Origin of the sequence: Ferruginibacter sp. SUN106, assembly GCF_050611765.1 — a bacterium.
Taxonomy (GTDB): Bacteria; Bacteroidota; Bacteroidia; order Chitinophagales; family Chitinophagaceae; genus Ferruginibacter.
On the sequence record NZ_JBODJC010000003.1, the window covers coordinates 595,480 to 616,640 of the forward strand.

At 40.0% G+C, this 21,161-nt stretch carries 19 protein-coding genes; 3 read left to right on the plus strand and 16 right to left on the minus strand.

Annotated elements, in window-relative coordinates; genetic code table 11:
• The first annotated feature begins 97 nt into the window (after nt 1-97).
• The 3 genes from ACQ334_RS14110 to ACQ334_RS14120 all read left to right on the plus strand — a co-directional run bounded on the left by ACQ334_RS14110 (nt 98) and on the right by ACQ334_RS14120 (nt 2,392).
• Nucleotides 98-1,153 (plus strand): nucleoid-associated protein, encoded by a 1,056-nt coding sequence (locus ACQ334_RS14110; protein WP_430988878.1) that lies wholly within the window; start codon nt 98-100, stop codon nt 1,151-1,153.
• A gap of 61 nt (nt 1,154-1,214) precedes the next feature.
• Entirely contained in the window at nt 1,215-1,982 is a 768-nt protein-coding gene (locus tag ACQ334_RS14115) for a cupin domain-containing protein (protein WP_430988879.1), read from the plus strand.
• A gap of 17 nt (nt 1,983-1,999) precedes the next feature.
• Complete coding sequence (locus ACQ334_RS14120) at nt 2,000-2,392, plus strand: hypothetical protein (RefSeq protein ID WP_430988880.1); 393 nt, start codon at nt 2,000-2,002, stop codon at nt 2,390-2,392.
• A 63-nt stretch (nt 2,393-2,455) separates the two neighbouring features.
• Here ACQ334_RS14120 and ACQ334_RS14125 read toward each other — a convergent pair whose 3' ends face one another.
• The 16 genes from ACQ334_RS14125 to ACQ334_RS14200 form a co-directional block, all read right to left on the minus strand.
• Complete coding sequence (locus tag ACQ334_RS14125) at nt 2,456-3,844, minus strand: T9SS type A sorting domain-containing protein (protein ID WP_430988881.1); 1,389 nt, start codon at nt 3,842-3,844, stop codon at nt 2,456-2,458.
• A 168-nt stretch (nt 3,845-4,012) separates the two neighbouring features.
• Complete coding sequence (locus tag ACQ334_RS14130; RefSeq protein ID WP_430988882.1) at nt 4,013-4,672, minus strand: hypothetical protein; 660 nt, start codon at nt 4,670-4,672, stop codon at nt 4,013-4,015.
• A 77-nt stretch (nt 4,673-4,749) separates the two neighbouring features.
• The gene (locus ACQ334_RS14135; RefSeq protein WP_430988883.1) at nt 4,750-6,423 is read right to left on the minus strand and encodes a hypothetical protein; all 1,674 of its coding nucleotides are present in this window, start codon (nt 6,421-6,423) and stop codon (nt 4,750-4,752) included.
• Between the two features lie 363 nt (nt 6,424-6,786).
• A complete protein-coding gene (locus ACQ334_RS14140) occupies nt 6,787-7,230 on the minus strand; it encodes a hypothetical protein (RefSeq protein WP_430988884.1) in 444 nt (147 codons plus the stop codon).
• Nucleotides 7,231-7,332: 102 nt separating this feature from the next.
• The gene (locus ACQ334_RS14145; RefSeq protein ID WP_430988885.1) at nt 7,333-7,587 is read right to left on the minus strand and encodes a hypothetical protein; all 255 of its coding nucleotides are present in this window, start codon (nt 7,585-7,587) and stop codon (nt 7,333-7,335) included.
• Nucleotides 7,588-7,955: 368 nt separating this feature from the next.
• On the minus strand, nt 7,956-8,849 hold the full coding sequence (locus ACQ334_RS14150) for a hypothetical protein (RefSeq protein ID WP_430988886.1): 894 nt from the start codon (nt 8,847-8,849) through the stop codon (nt 7,956-7,958).
• Between the two features lie 195 nt (nt 8,850-9,044).
• On the minus strand, nt 9,045-9,929 hold the full coding sequence (locus tag ACQ334_RS14155) for a hypothetical protein (protein WP_430988887.1): 885 nt from the start codon (nt 9,927-9,929) through the stop codon (nt 9,045-9,047).
• Between the two features lie 328 nt (nt 9,930-10,257).
• Entirely contained in the window at nt 10,258-12,687 is a 2,430-nt protein-coding gene (locus tag ACQ334_RS14160) for an outer membrane beta-barrel protein (RefSeq protein ID WP_430988888.1), read from the minus strand.
• A 244-nt stretch (nt 12,688-12,931) separates the two neighbouring features.
• Complete coding sequence (locus ACQ334_RS14165) at nt 12,932-13,117, minus strand: hypothetical protein (protein WP_430988889.1); 186 nt, start codon at nt 13,115-13,117, stop codon at nt 12,932-12,934.
• A gap of 288 nt (nt 13,118-13,405) precedes the next feature.
• Nucleotides 13,406-14,845: a hypothetical protein gene (locus ACQ334_RS14170; RefSeq protein ID WP_430988890.1), complete on the minus strand. Its 1,440-nt coding sequence runs from the start codon at nt 14,843-14,845 to the stop codon at nt 13,406-13,408.
• Nucleotides 14,842-15,783 (minus strand): aspartyl protease family protein, encoded by a 942-nt coding sequence (locus ACQ334_RS14175; protein WP_430988891.1) that lies wholly within the window; start codon nt 15,781-15,783, stop codon nt 14,842-14,844. The genes ACQ334_RS14170 and ACQ334_RS14175 overlap by 4 nt, the downstream gene beginning before the upstream one ends.
• A gap of 117 nt (nt 15,784-15,900) precedes the next feature.
• Nucleotides 15,901-16,764 carry an alpha/beta hydrolase family esterase gene (locus ACQ334_RS14180; RefSeq protein WP_430988892.1) on the minus strand — a complete coding sequence of 288 codons (864 nt, stop codon included), beginning with the start codon at nt 16,762-16,764 and terminating at the stop codon, nt 15,901-15,903.
• Between the two features lie 218 nt (nt 16,765-16,982).
• Nucleotides 16,983-17,426 (minus strand): DoxX family membrane protein, encoded by a 444-nt coding sequence (locus ACQ334_RS14185; RefSeq protein WP_430988893.1) that lies wholly within the window; start codon nt 17,424-17,426, stop codon nt 16,983-16,985.
• A gap of 154 nt (nt 17,427-17,580) precedes the next feature.
• Nucleotides 17,581-18,162 (minus strand): porin family protein, encoded by a 582-nt coding sequence (locus tag ACQ334_RS14190; RefSeq protein ID WP_430988894.1) that lies wholly within the window; start codon nt 18,160-18,162, stop codon nt 17,581-17,583.
• Between the two features lie 282 nt (nt 18,163-18,444).
• Entirely contained in the window at nt 18,445-19,617 is a 1,173-nt protein-coding gene (gene pelA, locus ACQ334_RS14195; protein WP_430988895.1) for a pectate lyase, read from the minus strand.
• A gap of 94 nt (nt 19,618-19,711) precedes the next feature.
• Entirely contained in the window at nt 19,712-21,148 is a 1,437-nt protein-coding gene (locus tag ACQ334_RS14200; protein WP_430988896.1) for a tetratricopeptide repeat protein, read from the minus strand.
• Between the last annotated feature and the right edge of the window lie 13 nt (nt 21,149-21,161).

A 21,161-nucleotide genomic window follows, 5' to 3' on the forward strand; every position in this document is an offset into this window, starting at 1 on the left:
ATATTTAGGTTAGTTTTTTTGTAAAAGTTTTGTGAAAGCAGGGAAATTATGGCAACACCATTAACTTCGCCACAAATTTTAAAAAACTAACAACCTGATGATCACGAATTTTGAAGCCGTATTACAAACCCTTTCCATTCACCAGACCGGCAACAAATTACTGGACGAAAAATATAAACTTTCTGAACAGCCATTTGAAATACAAGATGATATCTTAAATAAATTGTTGCAACAATACTTCCTCTCTCCTTTTGAAAAAATAAATGAGATCTACCGGTTGTGGCATAGCAGCGATGACCTTAATTTGAATGAAGTATTTCATTTTGCCGAAACCATATTCAACAATCCGGAAACATTTCACGAAAACAGTCAGCAATTAGCTAAACATTTATACGATGCTTCCAATCATCCAAAAATAAAATCGGGAGAATTGTATGTGGCTTATTTTACCAACCTTCAGATTGAAGGCGAATTACATGATGCCATTGGTATGTTTAAATCTGAAACCAAAGAACCCTACCTTACTGTACAAAATAACAATAACAATTTTGAAATGGGTTACCAGCAGGAAGCTATCAACATAAAAAAACTGGATAAAGGATGTATCATTTTTAATACCGAAAAAGAAGCCGGTTACAAAGTAGCTATTGTTGATGTTACCAACCGCAGTACCGATGCTGCATATTGGGTAGATGATTTTTTAAAACTTAAGATCAGGAATGATGATTACAATCAAACTACTAATACCTTAAGTGTATATAAAGATTTTGTGACCAAAGAACTGGAAAACTCTTTTGATCTTACTAAAACAGATAAGATCGACCTGCTGAACCGCTCCATGAAATATTTTAAAGAGAATGAAACTTTTAATATGGATGAGTTTGCTTTTGAAGTGATCAATAACGAAGAAGGCATACAATCTTTTAAGACCTATAAAGCCAATTACGAACAGGAATACAATACACCCATACCGGATTCTTTCGCCATCTCCAATGCAGCGGTAAAAAAACAAGCCCGTACTTTTAAAAGTGTTTTAAAACTGGATAAGAATTTTCACATTTATATCCATGGCGATAAGGAATTAATTGAAAAAGGATTTGATGAAGAAATGAACCTGAATTTTTACAAAGTGTATTTCAGGGTGGAGAATTAAAGCCAATAATTTCTTTTGTAAATAATTATCTTTGGTATACCTGAACCTAATACTTTACACGATGAGAAGTTGCCTGCTTATAGTATTGCTTTGTTTCTGTTTATATTCCGTTGCACAACTACAACCTATTGGCTCCGGCGTGTATCACTGGAATGAGTTGGCTGTAAAAAAAGACAGCCTTCGTGAGAGCAGAAAGATCCTGCAAGGCACTACAGCCGACCTTGAATACTTAAGCATACATGCCACTACACAGTTTAAAGGCGCTGCGGCAAAGCCTGCCCATATACAAAAGGATATTGAAGAACTGATCATTATTAAAGAGGGTACAATGAAATGTACGGTTGGCAGTAAAACCGCTGTATTGGGCAAAGGAAGTGTTATTTTAATTCCACCGCTGGAAGCACAACAACTGGAAAATATTGGAAAAGGCCCGCTCACTTATTATGTATTACAGTTCCGCAGTAAAAAAATGAACATGGAAAGAAGCACATTGGCCGGCGGTGCATTGCTACTGAATTATGATTCGCTGAAGTATACCGAAGCCAATAATAAAGGCAACCGTAAATTTTTTGACCGGCCAACAGCCATGTGCGATAATTACGAAATGCATATCACTTATCTTAAACAAAAAGGGCCCAGCCATGCACCACACCAGCATGTGGATACAGAGATAATTGTAGTGATTGAAGGTGATGCCGAAATGACCATTGATGGAAAAAACTATACGGGTGCTGCAGGTGATCTGTTCATTGCAGAAAGTGGTAAGCTGCATGGTGTGGGCAATGCCACTGAAAAACCCTGCAGTTATTATGCCTTTAAATGGAGATAAGAAAAGCTATCAAAACTATGCCTAAGCTATTTTTTCTGTGTTTATGTTTTTCCCTATTGCTTACCAGCTGTGGTAGTATGTTTGATGTAACCGGCAGAGGTGCTAAAGACAAAAAAGTTTTTTATGATGTAAAAAGCAATGCTGTTACCTGCACTTACAAAAAACCCATGAGCAGCGTATATATCCGGCAAAGAAAAAATGATTCCACTTTAACCTATGTAGAAATACGGTTGGATACACCAGTTAATTTTATCACATTGCCGCTACCCAAAGATTCCATTGCCTTATACAATTCCTATATCTGGATACACTTACAGGATGATCATTGGCGGTCCATCTTTCATATTGATATTACAAAAGAACTGCTGCAGAAGAAACAGAAGATCTGGTCCAGGTTTACCGATCATTAATAACCTGGCATTGTAAGATCTTCCGTTTGCAACAGCACTTCTCTGTGAAATAATATGCCCTAATTATTGCTTCACCACTTTAAAAGTATTACTATCGGTGGTTGTTTTTACAGTAACCAGGTAAGTGCCCTGCGGCAAATGCTGTACATTGATTTTTTGTATCAAAGTGCCATTGCCATTTACATCATACACCTGCCGGCCATTGATATCAGCTACCGCTATACGAAGTATTTTTCCCGGGCCGGAAATATTCAGTACATCAGTTACCGGGTTAGGATATGCCTGCAGCTGTATGCTATTATCTTTCAGCAATAAAAGAATACTATTACTATAAGTAAAGCTGCCGTCACGGTCTTCCATTTTTAAGCGGTAGTAGCTGCGTTGCAGCAAAGGCCCCGGTACACCAAATATATAATCAGCGGCTCCCGTGGCCCTTACTGAGTCTATCGCTGTAAAAGAGCGGCCATCAGTACTTGTTTCAATTATATACTGAAACAGGTCGTTCTCGCCTTTATTGCGCCACTCCAGTACATTGCAGCTGGCTGTAGTAGTGCCACTGAAACTAAGCTGGTTTACAGCAAGCACGCCTAATGTAAATACCGGATTGGAACCCGGGAAAAAAGTACCGCCAATATTCAGATCATAAGTTGTGGTAAGCGTTGTGGTATACGTCCAGTTGGCACGTTTGGCAATAGCAGCCAATAAGTTTGCTTTAATACCCGTTCTGGTACCACTGTAAACAAAATTATTAGCAAAATAACCGGCGGCATTGTTGGTAAATGCAACGGCTGTTGCTGCAACAGAACCATCTAATGCAGCATTGTTGGTGAGCCCAGGTGGCAGGTCGCTATCCCTTGCAGAGGTAGAACCTATCTGCCAGTTACCGGCTGCTGTTATGGTGCTGTTGCTGGTATTAAATCCATATACAAAATTAGAAGGGTTGGTATCACTGCCCTGGTAAATGATCACCTGGTCGCCTACATTGGCATTGGCGCCGGGTATTGACGTACTCGTCCAGCCAACAGTAATTGCGGGTGTGCCATAAGTTGACGGCGTAATAGTTAAAGACGGTGTGGTACCTGCGGTAACCGTTATTTTAAAAACAGTGCCGGCAGGAATTGTGGCAGTAGTGGTCCAGCTCATCACACCATCACCGGTATTGGTGGTGATCATTGCACTGCCGTTCCATCCCCTGTCGGTAATTTTTATAACAGCGCCTGATGGTATGCTGGCTAATGCCAGGATGGCAAATTCATCGGGGCCAATGGGCGCTGTGGTATTAATATTAAAAGAAGTGTTGAAGCCAATTACGGCAAAATCTCCTGTATTAAGTGTTTGCGCTTTTGTGGTATTTGCGCTCACAAAAAGCAACGCAAAAAAAATACTGCCAACAGAAAATACATGTATAAACTTATGCCGGAGCATAACGGTTTTAGGTAAAAGGGGATGCATAAATATTGGATTTGAAATCAAAAATATAATAAAGAATGTATTTGTTTAACACAATAAATGTTTTTACAAGTACAACTATATTGTTTTAGAATTTATTCTACTGTTGCTGTAGTGGCGTTGTTTGTATCCGGATTGACGATTTAATATTTTATACCCCTGTTTTATTTTTTATTCTCCTCTCACTTCAAAAAACTGTTCTCCATACAATACCTCATCTTTTGCCACCCCTTGTACCACAATCCTGAATTTACCCGTTATATCACTGGTATAAAAAATTAATTCCGCCTCGCCGTTAGCGTTAGTAAGTAAAGAATAGTTCCAATATAAAGTTGATAAATATTGCGGATCAGTGGCATCTGCTTTAGTAAGGTCAGTAACATAAAATTCTTTTTTGTTGTAAATACCCTGCATTAAAAACCTGTATTCATTGTTGGCTAACTGTGTAAGTGCGGTGCAGCCATAATACACCATCTGAACTATGTTATTACCTCCAAACCTATTGCCATAACTTTTGCCTACTTCAGGCTGAAACTGGTCGTTGGGATGATTGGTACAATTTAAAATACCATTAAGGCAAACATAATCCCCGCAGGCATTTACACCCGGTTTACGGGCAGTAAAAAAGCTATTGTCTTTTTTTGCAGCTACCACAACAGTTTTTAATGTTTTGGCAACTTCGCCTGGTTTTAAAACAAAAGCCTGGCTGCTTTGTGCAAAACTCCGCGGACTATAATCAGGAAATATTAATGATGCCGCCAGTTTTTTATTCATCGCCTGGTAAGGATCGTTAACTGCCACGGCGTATTCCAGTTGCCTGTCGTTACGCACCGTAATTTCAAACCTGGTTTCTGGTTCGCTTATGATCTTTTCGGGCAGTAATTCAAAATTACCTGAGCTGTCGCTGTTTATAAATGCCAGTTCAGTAAATTTTGGTGTGATAAAATTTTAAGGTTCAGCAAAACCGGTTTTTTCAATGGCTTTTTATTCATGGTTATTTTGCCTTTAAATTGCAGGGACGTGTAAACCGGAGTATCTTTTGCTTTTGCCATGGCCACATCCTGCCAGGTATATTTGCGCCAGCCTTTTATCAGCAACACTTGCTCCAGCCAGGTTTTATTATCTGCATCATTGCCCATCATGTTACGCTTGTACGTAAAAGCTTCCAACGCACTGGTTATATACGCATAGCTTTCTATGTTCATCGTTTTCACCAGGTCTAACCTATTGTTTTGTACGCATGCAATAGAAACCAAACCGGTTACCGGACGATGATCAGCATCTGTAATTTTTAAATGCAGCGTAACTTTTTGCCGCATGGTATAAGATGCACTGTCGGTACTGATATTCACCAATGCCCTTTTATCAAAATGAGCAAAGAACACTCTTTCTGCCACCGGCCTGCCCAAACTGTCCAGCAAGGTAAATGTGGCCAATCCTTTGGGCACTTCCTGCAAAGGAATTTTTAACAGCATGGCTTTGCCCCTGGTGCTTACCTCCGAACTGATAAAACTATTTTGATAATCATGTACCTGCAATAAAAGTTTTGCCGGCATTCCCTGGTCGTTAACGTTTACAAAAAGTGTATCTGCACTCAAGGCATTCGTTACCGTTATTACCGGACCACCGGACAAGGTTTTTGGTAATCTATACAAACTATCAATGCCCTGTAATTTTACATAATAACGGCTACCTTTTGCCGGAGACAATGAAAAGGTACCCATGCCATACACATTGGTGGTAATGGTTTGCAACACCTGGTCACCCTGGTACAATATCCCTGTTACAGGCAAAGGCTCCCCTTCATTATTGGTGGCCTCCCAGCCAATAGTATTTACAGCACCTTCAATTAAATGTCCGCCTTCGGGATAAAATTTAACGAGGGTTTGTTTTTTATACACCGGCAATTTAATACTGAAATTTTTTATGCTGGTACCATTATTGATCTCTGCCTGCAATACATTGTTGGCAGCAGTAATTTCTTTTAAGGGAATAGGTATTTGTGCTTCGCCGAAATTATCTGTCTTTAAAATACCGCTGTGTAAAGGGTGTAGCCTGTCGCCGATAAAATATTTTACTTCCGCTTTTTTTACCAGCGTATAATCTTTCATCATGGCTTTTAATAAAACCATCGTACTGTCTTTACCCGCCGTGATACTGTCCATTACACTAAGTGTGGCATTAAAACCCCTAGCCTCCCCCGATTTAATAGTGATGGGTTGCACAAATAATGCCGGTGGAAAACCGTTTACCAATAAATTGGTATAACACAACAAACTATAATCACCGGTGGGCAAACTATCAGGCAACACCATATTGCCCATGGCCAGGCCTTTATCCATCACATATTTGCCTTCGGCCATTACCGAGCGGTCGTCATTACGTACCAGCGCTACGGCAAGTGTATGGTGTACGCCGGTGGTATTGCTTTTAATAATGTACCCGGTAAACCATACTTTCTCATTGTTGCTGTATATCGTTTTATCAAAATGTACAAAAAGTAAGGCGGTTGGTTTTTGTGCGCCTGCTAATTCTATCTGATTGACAATGGAATCGGTTAGTGTTGCTGGCGTTTGTGCCATTATAGTACCGCTGCAGAAAAACAATAGCAAAAAAATATAAAGGCGGCACTGCATGCAGGTAGAAAGGTTAAGGATTGAAGATAAGTAAAAAAGGGATTTAGTACAGGCGGTATGCCATACGGATAGGATCTGACTGCTATTTACTATAGCCTCTTACCGTCTTTGGTACGGAGTAACCATGACGTTGCTACGGCGTTGCTACAAGGTTGCTATGGAGTTGACTACCACTTTTATGCCGGCAATGTATGCCGTTGGTTAAAACCCAGACGGCGGAGTAAAATGATTATGCGTATCATCTTAAAAGTTTATTTTCAGCATTGTAAACCGATGGCGTATCGCTGCCGTTTAAACCAATAAAAATATTTATTGTGCTACCGATAGTTTTTTAATGGTTTCGTCGAGATAAGGTACGATCGCCGTATTTTTTAAATAGCATAAACGATACCCACTATTCTTTACCGCTACTTCCCAGGTGGAATCGGGGCCGATCTTTTCAAAATTCGTTTTTACAGCATTAAGCGCAGGGATAAACTCTTTTTTATTGTTTTCATTGATATACCGGATAGCCGTTAATTTAGTTAACAAGTCCCTGTTTTTTTCCTCCAGCAATTCCTGTACAAGCCTGTTACACTCCTGCTCCCCTTTCACTTTTTTTACAAACAATAAATTATCATAAGAGTCATCTTTGTCTGCTTCAAACACAAAAGCAAAGCTGCCTTTAGTATATAAGTTGATATAGCTCTGAAATACTAAATAGCCAATACTCATTAGCAAACTGATGGTTAAAATAATTTTCAGGTATTTCATTGTAAGTAATGTTTTAAGGGATTACTTATCCTGTTATAAAGATATTTATTTTTCAGCTGTTGTGGTTACTTCGGGGTTGTGGGTTACTTAAATGGGCGGAGTCTAAAGATAGTAGTCAATTTTTCCTTCTTTAGTTTTGGCAAAATTAATGTCAAATTTAGTTTCATAATTTACAGCACATGCTTGTGAACAAAACCAACCAAAGTTGGGCACAGGTACATTGCCGTTTTTGTAACATTCTTCTGCTGATGGCACCATTATGTCGTTCTTAATTTCAGCGATTTTCTTGTCACAAAATCGGCACTTGCAAAAGTTGTCATCTTCTACACTTGTAACAACAATCTTTGTTTGGCGCATGGCTGGTTATTTATTGTTTTTTAAGGATGAATCGATAGTTACCCACGGCGGCGAGCGGCACTGCATGCAGGTTGAAAAGTTAGGGATTGAAGATAAGTAAAAAAGGGATTTAGTACGGGCGGTATGCAATACGGATAGGATCTGACTGCTATTTACTATAGCCTCTTACCGTCTTTGGTACGGAGTAACCATGACGTTGCTCCGAGGTTGCTGCGGAGTTGACTACCACTTTTATGCCGGCAATGTATGCCGTTGGTTAAAACCAAACGGCTGTGAAGATTTAAGCGATGGTTACCCACGGCGACGAAATTTATTTATTTTTTACACAGTTCATGTTGTGTGCAGGCTATCGGTTATGACAGTAATTATCAATTGTACTTCAGATATTTGGTTCCCTTATAAGTTTTTGTTGTTGGTATTTCGGTAACCAGTACAAGTTTTACGGTATCGTCTTTTTGTATCTCAAAAGTCGCTTTGGGAAAGCCCTTTCCACCTTCAAAGGTATTATTGCCAATATATTTCAAACTTGCCCAAAGCTGTCCATTTTGTTTCATAAACAGCAGGTCATCGTTCTTGATAAATTCAAAAAAATTGTTATCGCCAACATCATAAAGTCCGGTAAGCTTGTCATAAACTTTTTTGTCAAGAGGAATTTCCTTACTCATAGTTACATTGAAAACTATTTCACTTTCGCCGGAATTATTTTTACTAATAGTAAGGATCCTGTTTACAGATTGTGGGGCTGAAGCCCATGGGTCAGTGTCAACATACTTACCGTTTTTAAAATAGATTTGAGTTATTAGGTCTTGTTGATCAGGTACAGAAACTCTCATGTGTATATGAGCAGGTCGCCAGGTTAAATCGTTATCGGGAATCGCTTTATAAGGCACTGGCAAAATAGATTTGAACTCATACTTTCCATCTGCTTTTGTTCTTTGTCCGCCACGATATTTGTATTCGTCGGATGTGTTATCATACACTTCATTTTCATCGCAATGCCAGATTTCTACGAAAGCATTATTTATGGGAGTTTTTCCATCGGCTCTGAAAATCTTTCCTTTTAAAACTATCGGTGTTCCATTTGAATTGACAAGCCTGAGATTAGTTCGCAACGGCGCTCCCGGTCTGTAAAAGGGACCAAGTATATCAGTTGTAGTTGGCGTGTTACCTTCAAAATTTTTTCCATTCCAGTTTAAAGCTCCAAAAGCGCTAACGCTAATAGCTGTCAGCGTTGAGTTTTTGATAAATGTCCTGCGTTGCATAATTATTGGTTTTGGTTGCCTGAGAATGAATGTTCAGCTTTAGCTTGCGTTCGAGGCTTTGTACAGTTAGGGAATTGACCAACTGTCGGCCCTGAACTGAAGCTAAATTTATAACTAAAAACTGAAGTTACTAACTACCGCCTGTCAGAAATACGTCTGCCGGAACTTTTTATAGCAACACTATACAGGCTGTAATTAATACGACCTGATGGCACGTACAATTAATGCATAATTTTTATTGAGTATCGCAGGGTTATTGGCTCCATCAAACCTTAGTGTCCAGGCGTCGAAATAACTAGCTGAACTTTCGCTAGAACTCCAGTAATGGTAAGGAAAAAAAGCACCGATACGGGCCTGGTTGATATAAAGTTTGATCAGTTCATCCTTACTGGGCAAATACCAATCGCTGTAGCCATTTAAAACAAGATCGTAACATAACCTGGCGGCATAATTTCCGGCACCTTCTGTTGCAATAATTTTTGTGGTGTTGGCATCGCCTGTGCCTATTGCTGTACCGGTAGCACCGGTGGAGTGCCTGAGACCATTATCCCATGATATAGTATTACCCTGGTCAGTGGGTGCCACAATCAATCCATGTTGTACCTGCGGATCGTAACCCGGGTCGGCAGGCATTAAAATATAAGCCAGTATACCGCCCTGGAAAGTAGTGCCTATATCTACAGAAGTTTTAAAACTTATTGCTGTACCATAAGTTGTGCCAGTGGCATTAGTAGCATAGGCCCTTACATAATATACCGTGTTTACAGTAAGGCCTGCAATAGTACTGGTAAATGTACCAATAGCCGTGCCTTCGTTTGTTTTATTATCAGCAATGGTTGGGTTGGTTGCTGTGCTCCAGCAAATACCCTTTGCCGTTATAGCGGCACCACCATCTGCAGTTACATTGCCACCGCTTATTGCTGTGGTTGCAGTAATACCGGTTACTCCTGTGGTTGCAGCAACTACAGGTGCCGTAACAACAGGTGCAGGTGGTGGATTGGGAGTACCCGAATCGGATTTACTGCAACTATAAAAAAAGGATAATCCTATAAAAATGCGGAGGATGATATTAATTTTCATACTGTGTTTAGATTAAATGCGGCCTGTAAATGTAAAACAGACCTTATATTTCAAAAATAGTACATTTTATTCATTGTGTTACGCCTTAATAAAATACTGGGGCAGGTATCAGTTTTCAACAGCAACGATTAAAGTGTAATGTAGTACTACGCACAACAGCAAAAACAATCTTCCTTTGGCGATTGGTTGCAGCGGGCTTGGGAATATTTGCTGGTACGCATGCACACATAGCTATGCGGCTTATGACGATGAAGACGGGGAAAAGAATGCACTGCATTTAATTGAACCTTGAGCGTTGAAAATTGATTATTGAACATTTGTATTCACACTACCCGTTCCCTACCCTCTCCATCTCATCTCCTGCACCGCCTCCACTCCGCTTAGTAGCTTTATAGGCTTTACCAAACCGGTAAGTAAAAGAAAGGTTGATCACACGGCTGTCGCGGTGGAGAATAAAATATTCCGTGGCTTTGGGGAATTGTGTAAGCCCTTCCATAACGTTGGTAAAAAAGATATCCCGGAGGCTGAGTTTAAGCGTGCCTTTCTTTTTTAAAACAGGGCGGCTAACGCCAAGGGATAACTGGCCGGTGGGATAGAGTTCTTCCTGCAGGTCGTTACGGGCACGGGTGGTATAAAAGCCGCTGAGCTCGCCATTGTATATTTTAGCAAAGCTGAACTGGTTGCTCATGTTCAGGTTCAGTTGGTTGATATCACTTTTAAAATTGGCATCGCCATTAAAGCCTTTTAATTCTTTATGGTTGTACAATGCCTGCAGGGTAAAGCTCCACCATTTTGTGGGTGCTACAGAAAGCATGGTGCTCAATCCCAAATTATGTGTACGGCCCACATTGCCCTGCGAATAATAGAGCAGGCCGGTAATGGTATCATTTAAAAATATCTGGGAAAAATAATTTTTTATAATGCTGTAGGCAATAGTGGTGGTAAGTAATTGTTTGTATTGATGGCTCAGCTCCAGGTTGGTGCTGTATTGTGGTACAATAAAAGGATTACCATTCTGAAAGGTATATTTATTGATGATGGAGGTAAATGGATTAAGCGTTTGAAAAGCGGGGCGGTCAATTCTTCGGCCAGCCGTAAACGTAAAACTGTTGGATGAGTCTGCCTGGTAACTGATATAACCACCGGGGAACAGCCCATCATAATTACGGCTAAAGGCCGAATCCTTTACCTGTATATTGCCCAGCTGGCGGGCATCGTAGCCTGTGGCTTCGTAACGCAGGCCAGCCTGCATGCTAAAGCGTTTGTATTTGGTTTCAATACTGGTGTACAGCGCATTTATATTTTCTTCGTAAATAAAATGGTTGCTCTTGCCATAATCTTCCTGCCAGTTGCTGCCATCAAAGTTTTGGTAAGCAGCAGTATTGTCGGTACGGATATGAGAAGTTTTAAAACCGGATAAGAGCGTACTGTTTTTTGCAAAGCGCAATGTATAGTCGGCTTTGGCAGAAAGTATTGTAATGGTTGTAGGAATATTACCTCTTGCCGCCTGGTTGTAGCCGCCTGCAGTAAGCAGATGATTATTGAATTGCTGCTGGTTGGTAATATGATAACTTAACCAATCGAGATCGATGGCAAGGTCTTGTTGTTTGTTGATAGCGAGGCGCAGGTTGGTATTAAGTGAATTGCTTTTGTAATGACTTACATTAACCACATTGGTAGCAACAGATGAATCCACAGCGCCTGCTGCATTAAGCCAGGTGGCGGTAGCATCGCCGGTGCCATTACGTTTTACTCTTGTGCCGCCGAGGACAAGGCCAATCGTTGTGTTGGGTGTTACATAATAATCGATGCCTGTTTTTATGGTATGGTTTACTACAGTACCCGAAAAATAAGTGGGTTGATCTAGTATGGCGGTAACATTGCCCTGGTCGTAATATTTACGCAGCGCATAAATTTCGGTAAAGTATTTAGTGATGTTAGCACTATAATTAAAAAAGGTATTGAATTTTCCGGTGCGGTAATTTAAGAGGAGGCTGTTATTATTTTTTGGATATACACCCTGGGAACCGGCTAGTGTAACCGTTCCGTTAAAACCCTTTACTTTATTTTTTTTGGTTTTGATATTGATGATACCGGCATTGCCACTGGCATCATATTTTGCCGGCGGGTTGGGCATCAGTTCTATCTGGTCAACCTGTGTGGAACTCATGCTGCTGAGTAAATTATTCAGGTCGGCACCGGATAAATAGGTGGGTTTATCATCAATCATCACCAATACGCCTGCCTTGCCCTGCAAGCTGAGGCCGCCATTTTTATCTACCATTACGCCGGGTGATTTTTCCAGCACTTCCAATATGGTGGTGCCTGTATTGGTTACGGCTGCTTCTACATTGATAATAGTCTTGCCTTCTTTTTGTTGTATCAATGGCTTTTTGGAAGTAATATTTACGGTCTGTAAAGTGGTGGTTTCTTTGGGCAGTACCACCACAATTTTGTTGGTGGCCGTAGGTACGTTGTAAACTTGTGTGGTTATGGTTTGGTAACCGGTATGGGAAAGTTTGAATGTATAAGCGCCTTTACTGATATTAATGAAAGTGGTATTTCCGCTGGCATCACTAGTCATTGTACTTATTATTTTATCTCCGGAAATCAATGTTATAGTAACACCCTCAATAGCTTGTGTATTTTTATCTACTACTGTAATATTAAAACTGGTAGCTGGTATTGAGGTAGATTTTTGTGCAAAGCCGCTGATTGATAATAAGACTGATACGATTAATGGTAGTGCTTTTTTCATTGGTGGCGAAGATAGCTTAACAATGCTTTTCGGTTCCGGTGTTTTTGTTCAGTGGTTGTATGGGTTTGGGTAAAGGCGGTTGGGGAGGATGTGATTGGCGGTTTTTTACATGAGTAATGAATACAAATGTTCAATTTTCAATGCTCAAGAATCAATGTTCATTGAAATACAGGGCTTTTTGGATAATAATTCTTTTTCGCTTTTTTTGACTTTTATGCCGGTTATTGTATTTTCTTTTCCATTTTCACAAGCTCTTTAAGATTGTTACTTTCGCCTCCACAGCCGGCGGGCTGCGTACCTGCGCCGGCGCTACTTTTTCCCCTTTGAAAAAATTATCGCTGAAGCGAATTTTTTCAATCCCGCCTTCGGCTGTACCGGAGAAAAAGAGGCGCCTTACGCAGGTACTGGTGGAAATTAAATGCAGTGGCATACTTATGGTGCTACTACATCCTATTCAGCAAAGCGTTTTGAAGTATAGGCCTCGGAAAAATTGCGTTAAGAAAATTGGTTGGCGAGATTTAAAAATGAAATTGATGTTACTGAAGCTTGGATTTATTCTTTGTTAGTAAGTCGCACATAGCCGGCAACTGTACCTAAGTTCGAGCTAATTTCATTTTACACCCGACAGACAATTTTTAGTTTTTTTTTCGCAGCCCTTTTTTATCAAGAAAAAGTAGAAAAGAAAATTGCACAAGAGCTTATATCAACAACAGAAAGGTTATTGCTCCTCCTCTATCCACAAAACAGAATTACCGGTATTATGCTCATTCTGTTCCCATAATTTATTGGCAGGGTCGAGTATCCATTTGCCGTCAACAACAAATTTATAACGGTGCTTGCCCTTATTCAGGTGCGCCGGAAAAATCCATTCATCACCTACTCTTTTCATGCGGAAAGAAGTGGGATTCCAGTTATTAAGATCCCCGGAAACACAAACGGTTTTAGCATTATCAAAACCTTTTAAACGGAAGGTGAAATTAGGAGCGATCACTAATGCCAAATTGCCTTTGGTAACTTCATCAGCAGTAAGGTTACCGTCTATACTTAACCGGTATTCATAATTACCAGGACCGAGAGTGTAAGGCAGTTGCCATCCGGTGGCGGTTTTGGTCATCAGCAACTCATTATCCCTCCACTCGTTGAATGAACCCAAGAGGACGACTTGTTTAGCGTTTAAAAAGCCATCCAGTTTAAATATATAAGGATTACCTATCCGCAGCACCGAATTATAATCGTTGAATTCGTTCGGTAATTTATCAGGATTAGCAGGATCGATAAACCAGTTACCATCGGCAATAAAACGATAGGTATGCGTTCCTTCGGATAAGTACACGGGCAGGTTCCAGCCGGTAGCGGTACGTTGCATCAATAAATCCTTCTCCTGCCAGTTATTAAAGCTACCTGCCAGGTAAACTTTCCTGGCATTGGCATAACCATTTAGTGTAAACGTATAATTGGTTTTAAAATACACGGAGTTGTCGTTACCCCTGCCGTCGTTTTCTACAAGGTTATTATCTTTATCAATCCTCCAGGTGTTGTCAACAATAAATTTATACAGGTGTTTGCCTGCAGCCAGTTTTACATACGCTATCCAGCCACTATCTGTTTTGCTCATAGGCAATGCACCGTTTTGCCAATTGGTAAAACTGCCTGCTAATTTTACGGTAGCAGCATTCGTTTGTCCACGTAAGAAAAAAGTAACAACAGAATCTGCCACTGCAAAAGCTGGTCTGTTTTTAAATTTATTGGCACCAAAATGTACCTGGTTGGCCGGCACCACCAAATCGCCACCTTCATTTGGTGTAAAAATGATCTTGTCTAATGGATTGCTGATATCAGCTGCACTGAATAATGGTTTGCTGATGACAACAACTTCCTTGTTGTTAACATCAACTGTCCAGCCCAGTTTGTGCAATGAATCGGGAATGCTGTTCTTTATAAAATGTTGCAGGTCCAGGTCGGCCAATTCATATTTTTTAATAAAACTATCCAGGGCAATCGGAGGGATATCTTTCCCTACCGTAATAAACATTTTACCATTTTTAATGCTGTAGGACCTAACGGGTACCTGTGCATGGGCCTGCTGTGCAAAGAGCAACAGCAATAGTATGCTGCTAACTTTTAACCAATGGGATAGTATCGTATTACAACGCCTCATTTCCAGATGTACATTTTATTATTTACAAAGTTAAACCCAATTTTATGTAAAGACAGGAAATCAAATCCTAAAATACCGTCAATACAACTATTATCTGCCAGGCAGGTTTTTTCAAGATTGGTAATGAGTACCGGAAGGCTGCCGGTGTTCTGGTCGCCGATAGTAAGGTTGTTTAAATTACCATACAGGGCATCTACTTTTTTGTCGCCGGTTCCCAATAATTGTACACGCCTTAATACTTCCACATTCTCAAAAATCTTGTTGGGCAGGCGGCTGTCCAGCACATTGGATTCGGCACCGGAATCAATGATCAAACGTAATTTTTTTCCTGCCATCACAGTACGTACCACCATTTTATTATTCCATATTTCAATGGGCACCACGCTGTATTTAGAAGTATCTTCCAGCATGGGATTTTTATAAATGGCAGCTATTTTTTTTGCATAACGGTGCAGGTACAGTAAATTATTTTCGTAATCGATGATCATTTCAAACTGTTTGAATAAAGAGAGGCCGATAAGCCCCAGTATCTTTACCCCTTTGGTATTTTCCAGGTGGCCAAGGCTAAGCAGGTCGGCCTGTTCCAAACCGGTTTTTATACAACCGAAGGTAAGCTCTCCCACCTGTGTTTTTTTTACACCGGAAGCGCTGCCGGTAATGCCACTTTGTTCCTCGTTAATATCTGTAGTGCTGGTGTAGTCACGGAAATAAGTAATATTGAGTACCAGACCCGGAGCACCGGTATCTAAAATAAAATTCCCTTCAGTAGTATCGGCCTTTGCTCTTAATAAGATGAGGTTGCCTGCCCGGCTGAAAGGAATGGTGCAGGTAACAGAATCGGTTGCCAATGCCTCCTGTAAAGATTGCAATACGATGGTTATTTTTTTAGGCGGTACAGAATCAGTACAGTGGTGTGCCGCAATTGTACTGCTGCTCATTACCAACAGAGCAATGAATAAAATACGGGTATAGTGATTAATGCTTTTAATAAATAGCGGCAATTGATATACTAATGTAGTTTAAAGCAGTTTAATTAAAAAGAAAATAATTACCGGTTATTTTACTGATTTAAAAAATGCCCAGGCAAATACATATACATCAATATCGTTAGGATAATCGTGATGGCCGCCTACTACTTTTAACAACGTAACCGGGGGTTTGTTTTTCTGGCGGTAATCATACTCTTCAATAGTTTTCTGATCATTGGGATCGGCATCAGGTAACAAAGTTTTTACCGGTTCGCCATTATAGCCCGCTAATGATGCCCAGTAATGAAATGTATTTTCGGTACTGCGTACCACACCAAAGCTGGCATTGTTCACAAACATTTCGCCACCATTATAAGGATTGGTTTCATCTTTTGTACCGTTGACAATAAGTACGGGCTTAGCTTTACCCGCCAATACACAATCGCAGGAAGCGCTATCCGGCATATTTGCCACCACAGCTGCAATAGCTTTTATTTTATCAGGCATTGTTGCGGCCAGTTTATAAGCCATATGCCCCCCGCCGGAAAAACCTGCAGCAAATATTTTCTTTTCGCTGATATTATATTTAGTATGAAAATAGCTGATCATCGCTTCAAAAAAAGCCGGTTCATTAATATTTTCTTTATTAGCAACAGCGGTGGAATATTTACGGCATTCATTCCAGTAATGCAGGTAACCGTTGGGGTAAACCACCAGCAATTTTTGGCTGGCAGATAAAGATTCCAGTTTAGCAGTGCGTTTTATCATATCGCTGCTGCTGCCGCCGGAGCCATGCATCAGAAACATGAGGCTGCCGTTCTTAATATTAACAGAGGGGATATTGTAACTGAAAGTGCGGTAATGCTGTTCTATCAAAACAGAATCGGTGACCAACTGGCTTTTTGCAGTAAAAGAAATGAGTAAAAGTAAAAAGGGAAATATTTTTTTCATGGCAACATCTTTGCCGGTAAAGATATTAATTTAATAAACGCTCAATACATAAAACTAAGGAAGGGATTTGAACCATAGAGGCATTAAGTGCATATAAGGTAACCCATAGCTAAGCAGGAATAATTTCAATTTTTGATATAAATATGGCCATAGGTGTGATAGCAAAAAGTCTTCTCATGATTTTCTATATGCCCTTTATGCCTGAATGGTAAATTAATTTAATCGGCAATGGGCAATGGTTCTTGCTCTGGTATAGCCTGCCATAATATCCATGCTGCGCTGAGGATGATGATATTTTTCATAATGTACTGCCCTACTAATGTAAACCCATAAGGCAAAAACTTAAAAGACAACCCGGGAAAGAATAATAATGGTGTAAAAGTACACAGCATATGCAGTACCATCAGCACTAACACTTTTTTTGTTTGTAAGCCCAGCAGTAATAAAGTACCCACCAGGGTTTCCCAGGAGGCTAACAAAATAAGGCTGGTTTGCGCAGGTATCAATCCTGCTGTTAATTTATGTATGGTGTTAACAGCCAGGTCTTCGGCAGGGCTATAGCCATGAAAGAATTTCAGCATTCCAAACCAGGTATAAATGAGGCCAATGCTGCAGCGCAAAACTGTAAGTGAACGACTGCTGATGCTGAACGTTTTTTTCATAGCAAACAATTTTATTGCCCAAAATAAAAAGTATCTTCTGCTCCCGCTGCTGATTTTTATCATAGTGCATTATGACAAGGATCATTACTGCAATAAAAAAAGGGCAGGCAAAATGCCCACCCTGCTATTTAAATAAGTACCTGATTATTTATTTTTATTTGCCGAACAAATAAAATACGCCTAACTGGAAACCCCTGTTGGTGGATTGAACGGAAATATTTTTCCTGATATCGCTTAACCCCAGGTTATATCTTGCATCAATACCAAATCCGGTTGGTACAAACAGATAACCGGCGCCAACACCTACTGCAAAATCAACTGATTTAAAATCATTCTTAACATCAGCTGTAGGACCATTGCTTGCATCAGCTTTAGCACTTGCTAAAAAGCCTACCTGCGGACCTGCCTGCAATCTCAACCCATTATCAAACATATATTGAAACATTACCGGTACATTGATGTAATCCAATTTAAGTGTAGATTCAACATTAGCGATGGTGTATTTTGCTCCTTGCTGAGAATAAACAATTTCTGGTTGTATTGCGAATTCTTTAGAAAGGTGGAAATGCCCGATAAGGCCAACATGCACGCCAGTTTTTGTATCATATTTAACGTCATTGTCGTTATGGATATTTGACACATTCAATCCTGCTTTGATACCAATATTGGCTTTTTGGGCTGTGGCTGTTGCCGTGATTAAAATTGCGGCGATCGCCACTGTAACATACTTTTTCATTGTTGATTGTTTTAATAGTTAATTGATTAGCAGCAATTGTTGCTTTATAAAACCGGCGAACCTGCATCCTGAAAAAAATAGCCCCTGAAAAGATCAAGGGCCACATTCCAAAACCTGGTGCCTGTATGCTCAATTTTTTAAAGTACTAATTGCTGATGCAAAGATGGCGTGCATTAGAAGTTTTTTTGTTACACAATTCAATACTTGCGTTACATTATTCACACATTTTACAGAACAGTAAAGTTGAAGTAAATAAGAAGTCTGAAAATAATTATATTTTGCTTAATGATGCAATACATTTTTACCCGGCGCAAATTGCTGCTGCCATTGTGGATATTTCTGCAAGACCTTCTGAGGTTCGTAAGTGTACCAGGCATACCCATCTCTTCTTTCTCTTTCCACTTCAGCGAGCGAATACACTACTTTACTATCCCGGTTACAGAATAAAGGCCGGTGTGTCTTTAATTCGTAATAGCGTGTCCATATTGCTGGCGCAGTAGAATCATTCACCACACGTTTATCGGTTTTAGAAATACGGAATGGCGTAACCATTTCAGGTGCAGCAAAAGTTTCTACTTTTATACCGTTGATCTTTGATTCATTAAACCATACTACTGCATTTTGTACCGCATCAATAACCGCTGCTGAGGGCCTTTTAATGCTCATCAACAGCAACACTACTTCCACACTCTCACCATTACATATACTTGGTGGTTCAAATTTTCTTGCCCATGCTGGTTGCAAAGTGGTTTCATCATATTGCTGGCACCAGGCAGTGGGTTTACCGGCATCGTTGATCTGCGTTTTTAAAATGCAGTCCAATCCTTTATCATAAGCTTTTTGTAATTGTACCCGTAATACAGCATCAATAAAACGGTATTCCTGTTTATCCTCTGCAATATCTTTCAGTAACAACATAATGCCTCCAAAGGCATCGTCGTTGTAAGTGATATGCCGGCTATAACCTTCTTCTAAGGGATAATACTGCGGCCAGCCACCATTGTTATACTGCGCTTTTAATATATATTCTAACCCTTTTACTGCAGCAGTTTTATATTTTTCTTCTGTGGTATAGCTATACGTTTTTGAAAGATAACTGATATGCGAATACGTGGTACGGTTATCGAAGGTGGTATTTAAAACAGCTTTTGCTTTTACCAGGCTATCCTGTTGTTCGGGGGTAAGTATGGCCTGCATATCATAATTCTTTGGCCAGCCGCCATTATCTTTCTGGTATAATAAAATATTATCTGCAATAGCTGTTATTTCATCTGCTTTATAGCGGGGATGCCCGGGCCTTGGCATAATCACCGTTCCTTTATCGGGTATGGCATACCAATGATTGGAGGCATCATTAAAAATAGAAAGATCAAATACAGTTTTTTTATTATCCCCCTGGCCTTTAGAAACTGCCGACACGGCAAGCAATGCCAATAAAAAAAAGATATAGCGCATTTTACGTTGATTAGGTAACGTAAATATAAGCCTGGCTGCCGATATTGAGAATGTAGCGGCAGCAGTTAACATTTCATTTATATACCAGCGGTATTTATTTTGGATAAGATGAAATTACAGTAAGCAGTATCACATCTTTATATCCCTCGTTATAATAATAATTCAGTTCAATAGTGGTGGATTTGTTGAGCTTTATCTGGAAATAATTCTCATTGTTATATTGATAGATCACGGCGGCATCAGGATAAATACTGCTGATCTCATCACACAATGCCTTATATCTTTCTTTCAGCCTGCCTTTTAATTGTGCCGGTTCTTCTTCATCAATAAAACTTTTCCAGTAGTAATAATTGGCCGCATTATTATCTAAAAAATCAGTCACAAAACTTTCAATAGCCCCGGGTAATTCAACACTGGCATGGTATATTTTACCGCTATGCCTCCTGCTCGTCATTTTTTTACCCCGCATTTCGCTGAAATGTTTTGCAGGATCGTTGGCACTGGCAACCACCTGGCGTAAAACTTTATCCAGGTTACGTATCACTTCATCAGGTTCAGTAGCTGCGGCAGTTGCAATAGCAACTGAAACTTCCATCTGAAAGCCGGCATTATTGGTACGTAGCGCAAAATCAATAGCATGTTTCAGCAATTTTTTATTACTAAGGTCTTGTGCTATTGCTTTTCTGTAAAATGCAATAGCTGCGGTATTATCTTTAACCGAATCAAAGTAAGTGGCTGCAGTTGCGTACACAACTCCCTTTTTGCCCCAGGAAGGATTTTGCTGTATCAATCTATCCAGTGTATCGGCAAAATCATGCATGCCGGCATATTCGTTTTCACGTATCAGGCGCTGGTACATGGTATCTACCCTGCTGCACATTTGCAATGCCATCATTGTAAACTGCAGGTATTGTTCATCTCTTTTATTCTGGTAGCGCCTGTTCTCCCAAAGTTTATTGGCAGCAATATACCTGAACCAGGGCGTGGTATAAGGAAAACTGATCACCTGCTGCATAAAGCCTACAGCTTCATCATATTTTTTTGTATTGGTACATATCTCTCCCATGCCGGTATAATATTCAGCGGCCGTGGGTGCAAAATTCGAATATTTTATCACGTAATCTTTACCGGTATACTTATAACGTAATGGAAAATTAGCAGAGTCGCTGTAATACCTGATGTCGGTTTCTATTTTTTTAAGTACATCGTAGCCTTTAAAATTCTCTCCTTTCATACCATATACAAAACCCAGTTCGTACTGCAACATCGTAACAAAATAACGGGCAGTTTTCTGCTGCTCTGCAGTGCCGCCGGATAAGGCACCCGAAAATAATGGCGTTGCTTCTGCGATATAGTTTTTAAGACGTGTAATATTGGAATCCTTTGTTGTGGCATTAGTCAGTTTGCCCTCATAAGCCCTCATCTCATTGTACAGTCTTACACCTTTTTCTATATTGTCGTCGATGGTTTGGGCTTTTGTTACTGAGGAAAAAATGCTTGCTAAAAGGCAACATAAAAATATCCTGTACATATCATTTTGTTTT

Bases quoted from the DNA above. Each gene is read 5' to 3' on its own strand.
- ACQ334_RS14110 (WP_430988878.1), top strand. From the start codon at position 98: ATGATCACGAATTTTGAAGCCGTATTACAAACCCTTTCCATTCACCAG.
- ACQ334_RS14115 (WP_430988879.1), top strand. From the start codon at position 1,215: ATGAGAAGTTGCCTGCTTATAGTATTGCTTTGTTTCTGTTTATATTCC.
- ACQ334_RS14120 (WP_430988880.1), top strand. From the start codon at position 2,000: ATGCCTAAGCTATTTTTTCTGTGTTTATGTTTTTCCCTATTGCTTACC.
- ACQ334_RS14125 (WP_430988881.1), bottom strand. From the start codon at position 3,844: ATGCATCCCCTTTTACCTAAAACCGTTATGCTCCGGCATAAGTTTATA.
- ACQ334_RS14135 (WP_430988883.1), bottom strand. From the start codon at position 6,423: ATGGCACAAACGCCAGCAACACTAACCGATTCCATTGTCAATCAGATA.
- ACQ334_RS14140 (WP_430988884.1), bottom strand. From the start codon at position 7,230: ATGAAATACCTGAAAATTATTTTAACCATCAGTTTGCTAATGAGTATT.
- ACQ334_RS14145 (WP_430988885.1), bottom strand. From the start codon at position 7,587: ATGCGCCAAACAAAGATTGTTGTTACAAGTGTAGAAGATGACAACTTT.
- ACQ334_RS14150 (WP_430988886.1), bottom strand. From the start codon at position 8,849: ATGCAACGCAGGACATTTATCAAAAACTCAACGCTGACAGCTATTAGC.
- ACQ334_RS14155 (WP_430988887.1), bottom strand. From the start codon at position 9,929: ATGAAAATTAATATCATCCTCCGCATTTTTATAGGATTATCCTTTTTT.
- ACQ334_RS14160 (WP_430988888.1), bottom strand. From the start codon at position 12,687: ATGAAAAAAGCACTACCATTAATCGTATCAGTCTTATTATCAATCAGC.
- ACQ334_RS14165 (WP_430988889.1), bottom strand. From the start codon at position 13,117: ATGCCACTGCATTTAATTTCCACCAGTACCTGCGTAAGGCGCCTCTTT.
- ACQ334_RS14170 (WP_430988890.1), bottom strand. From the start codon at position 14,845: ATGAGGCGTTGTAATACGATACTATCCCATTGGTTAAAAGTTAGCAGC.
- ACQ334_RS14175 (WP_430988891.1), bottom strand. From the start codon at position 15,783: ATGAGCAGCAGTACAATTGCGGCACACCACTGTACTGATTCTGTACCG.
- ACQ334_RS14180 (WP_430988892.1), bottom strand. From the start codon at position 16,764: ATGAAAAAAATATTTCCCTTTTTACTTTTACTCATTTCTTTTACTGCA.
- ACQ334_RS14185 (WP_430988893.1), bottom strand. From the start codon at position 17,426: ATGAAAAAAACGTTCAGCATCAGCAGTCGTTCACTTACAGTTTTGCGC.
- ACQ334_RS14190 (WP_430988894.1), bottom strand. From the start codon at position 18,162: ATGAAAAAGTATGTTACAGTGGCGATCGCCGCAATTTTAATCACGGCA.
- pelA (WP_430988895.1), bottom strand. From the start codon at position 19,617: ATGCGCTATATCTTTTTTTTATTGGCATTGCTTGCCGTGTCGGCAGTT.
- ACQ334_RS14200 (WP_430988896.1), bottom strand. From the start codon at position 21,148: ATGTACAGGATATTTTTATGTTGCCTTTTAGCAAGCATTTTTTCCTCA.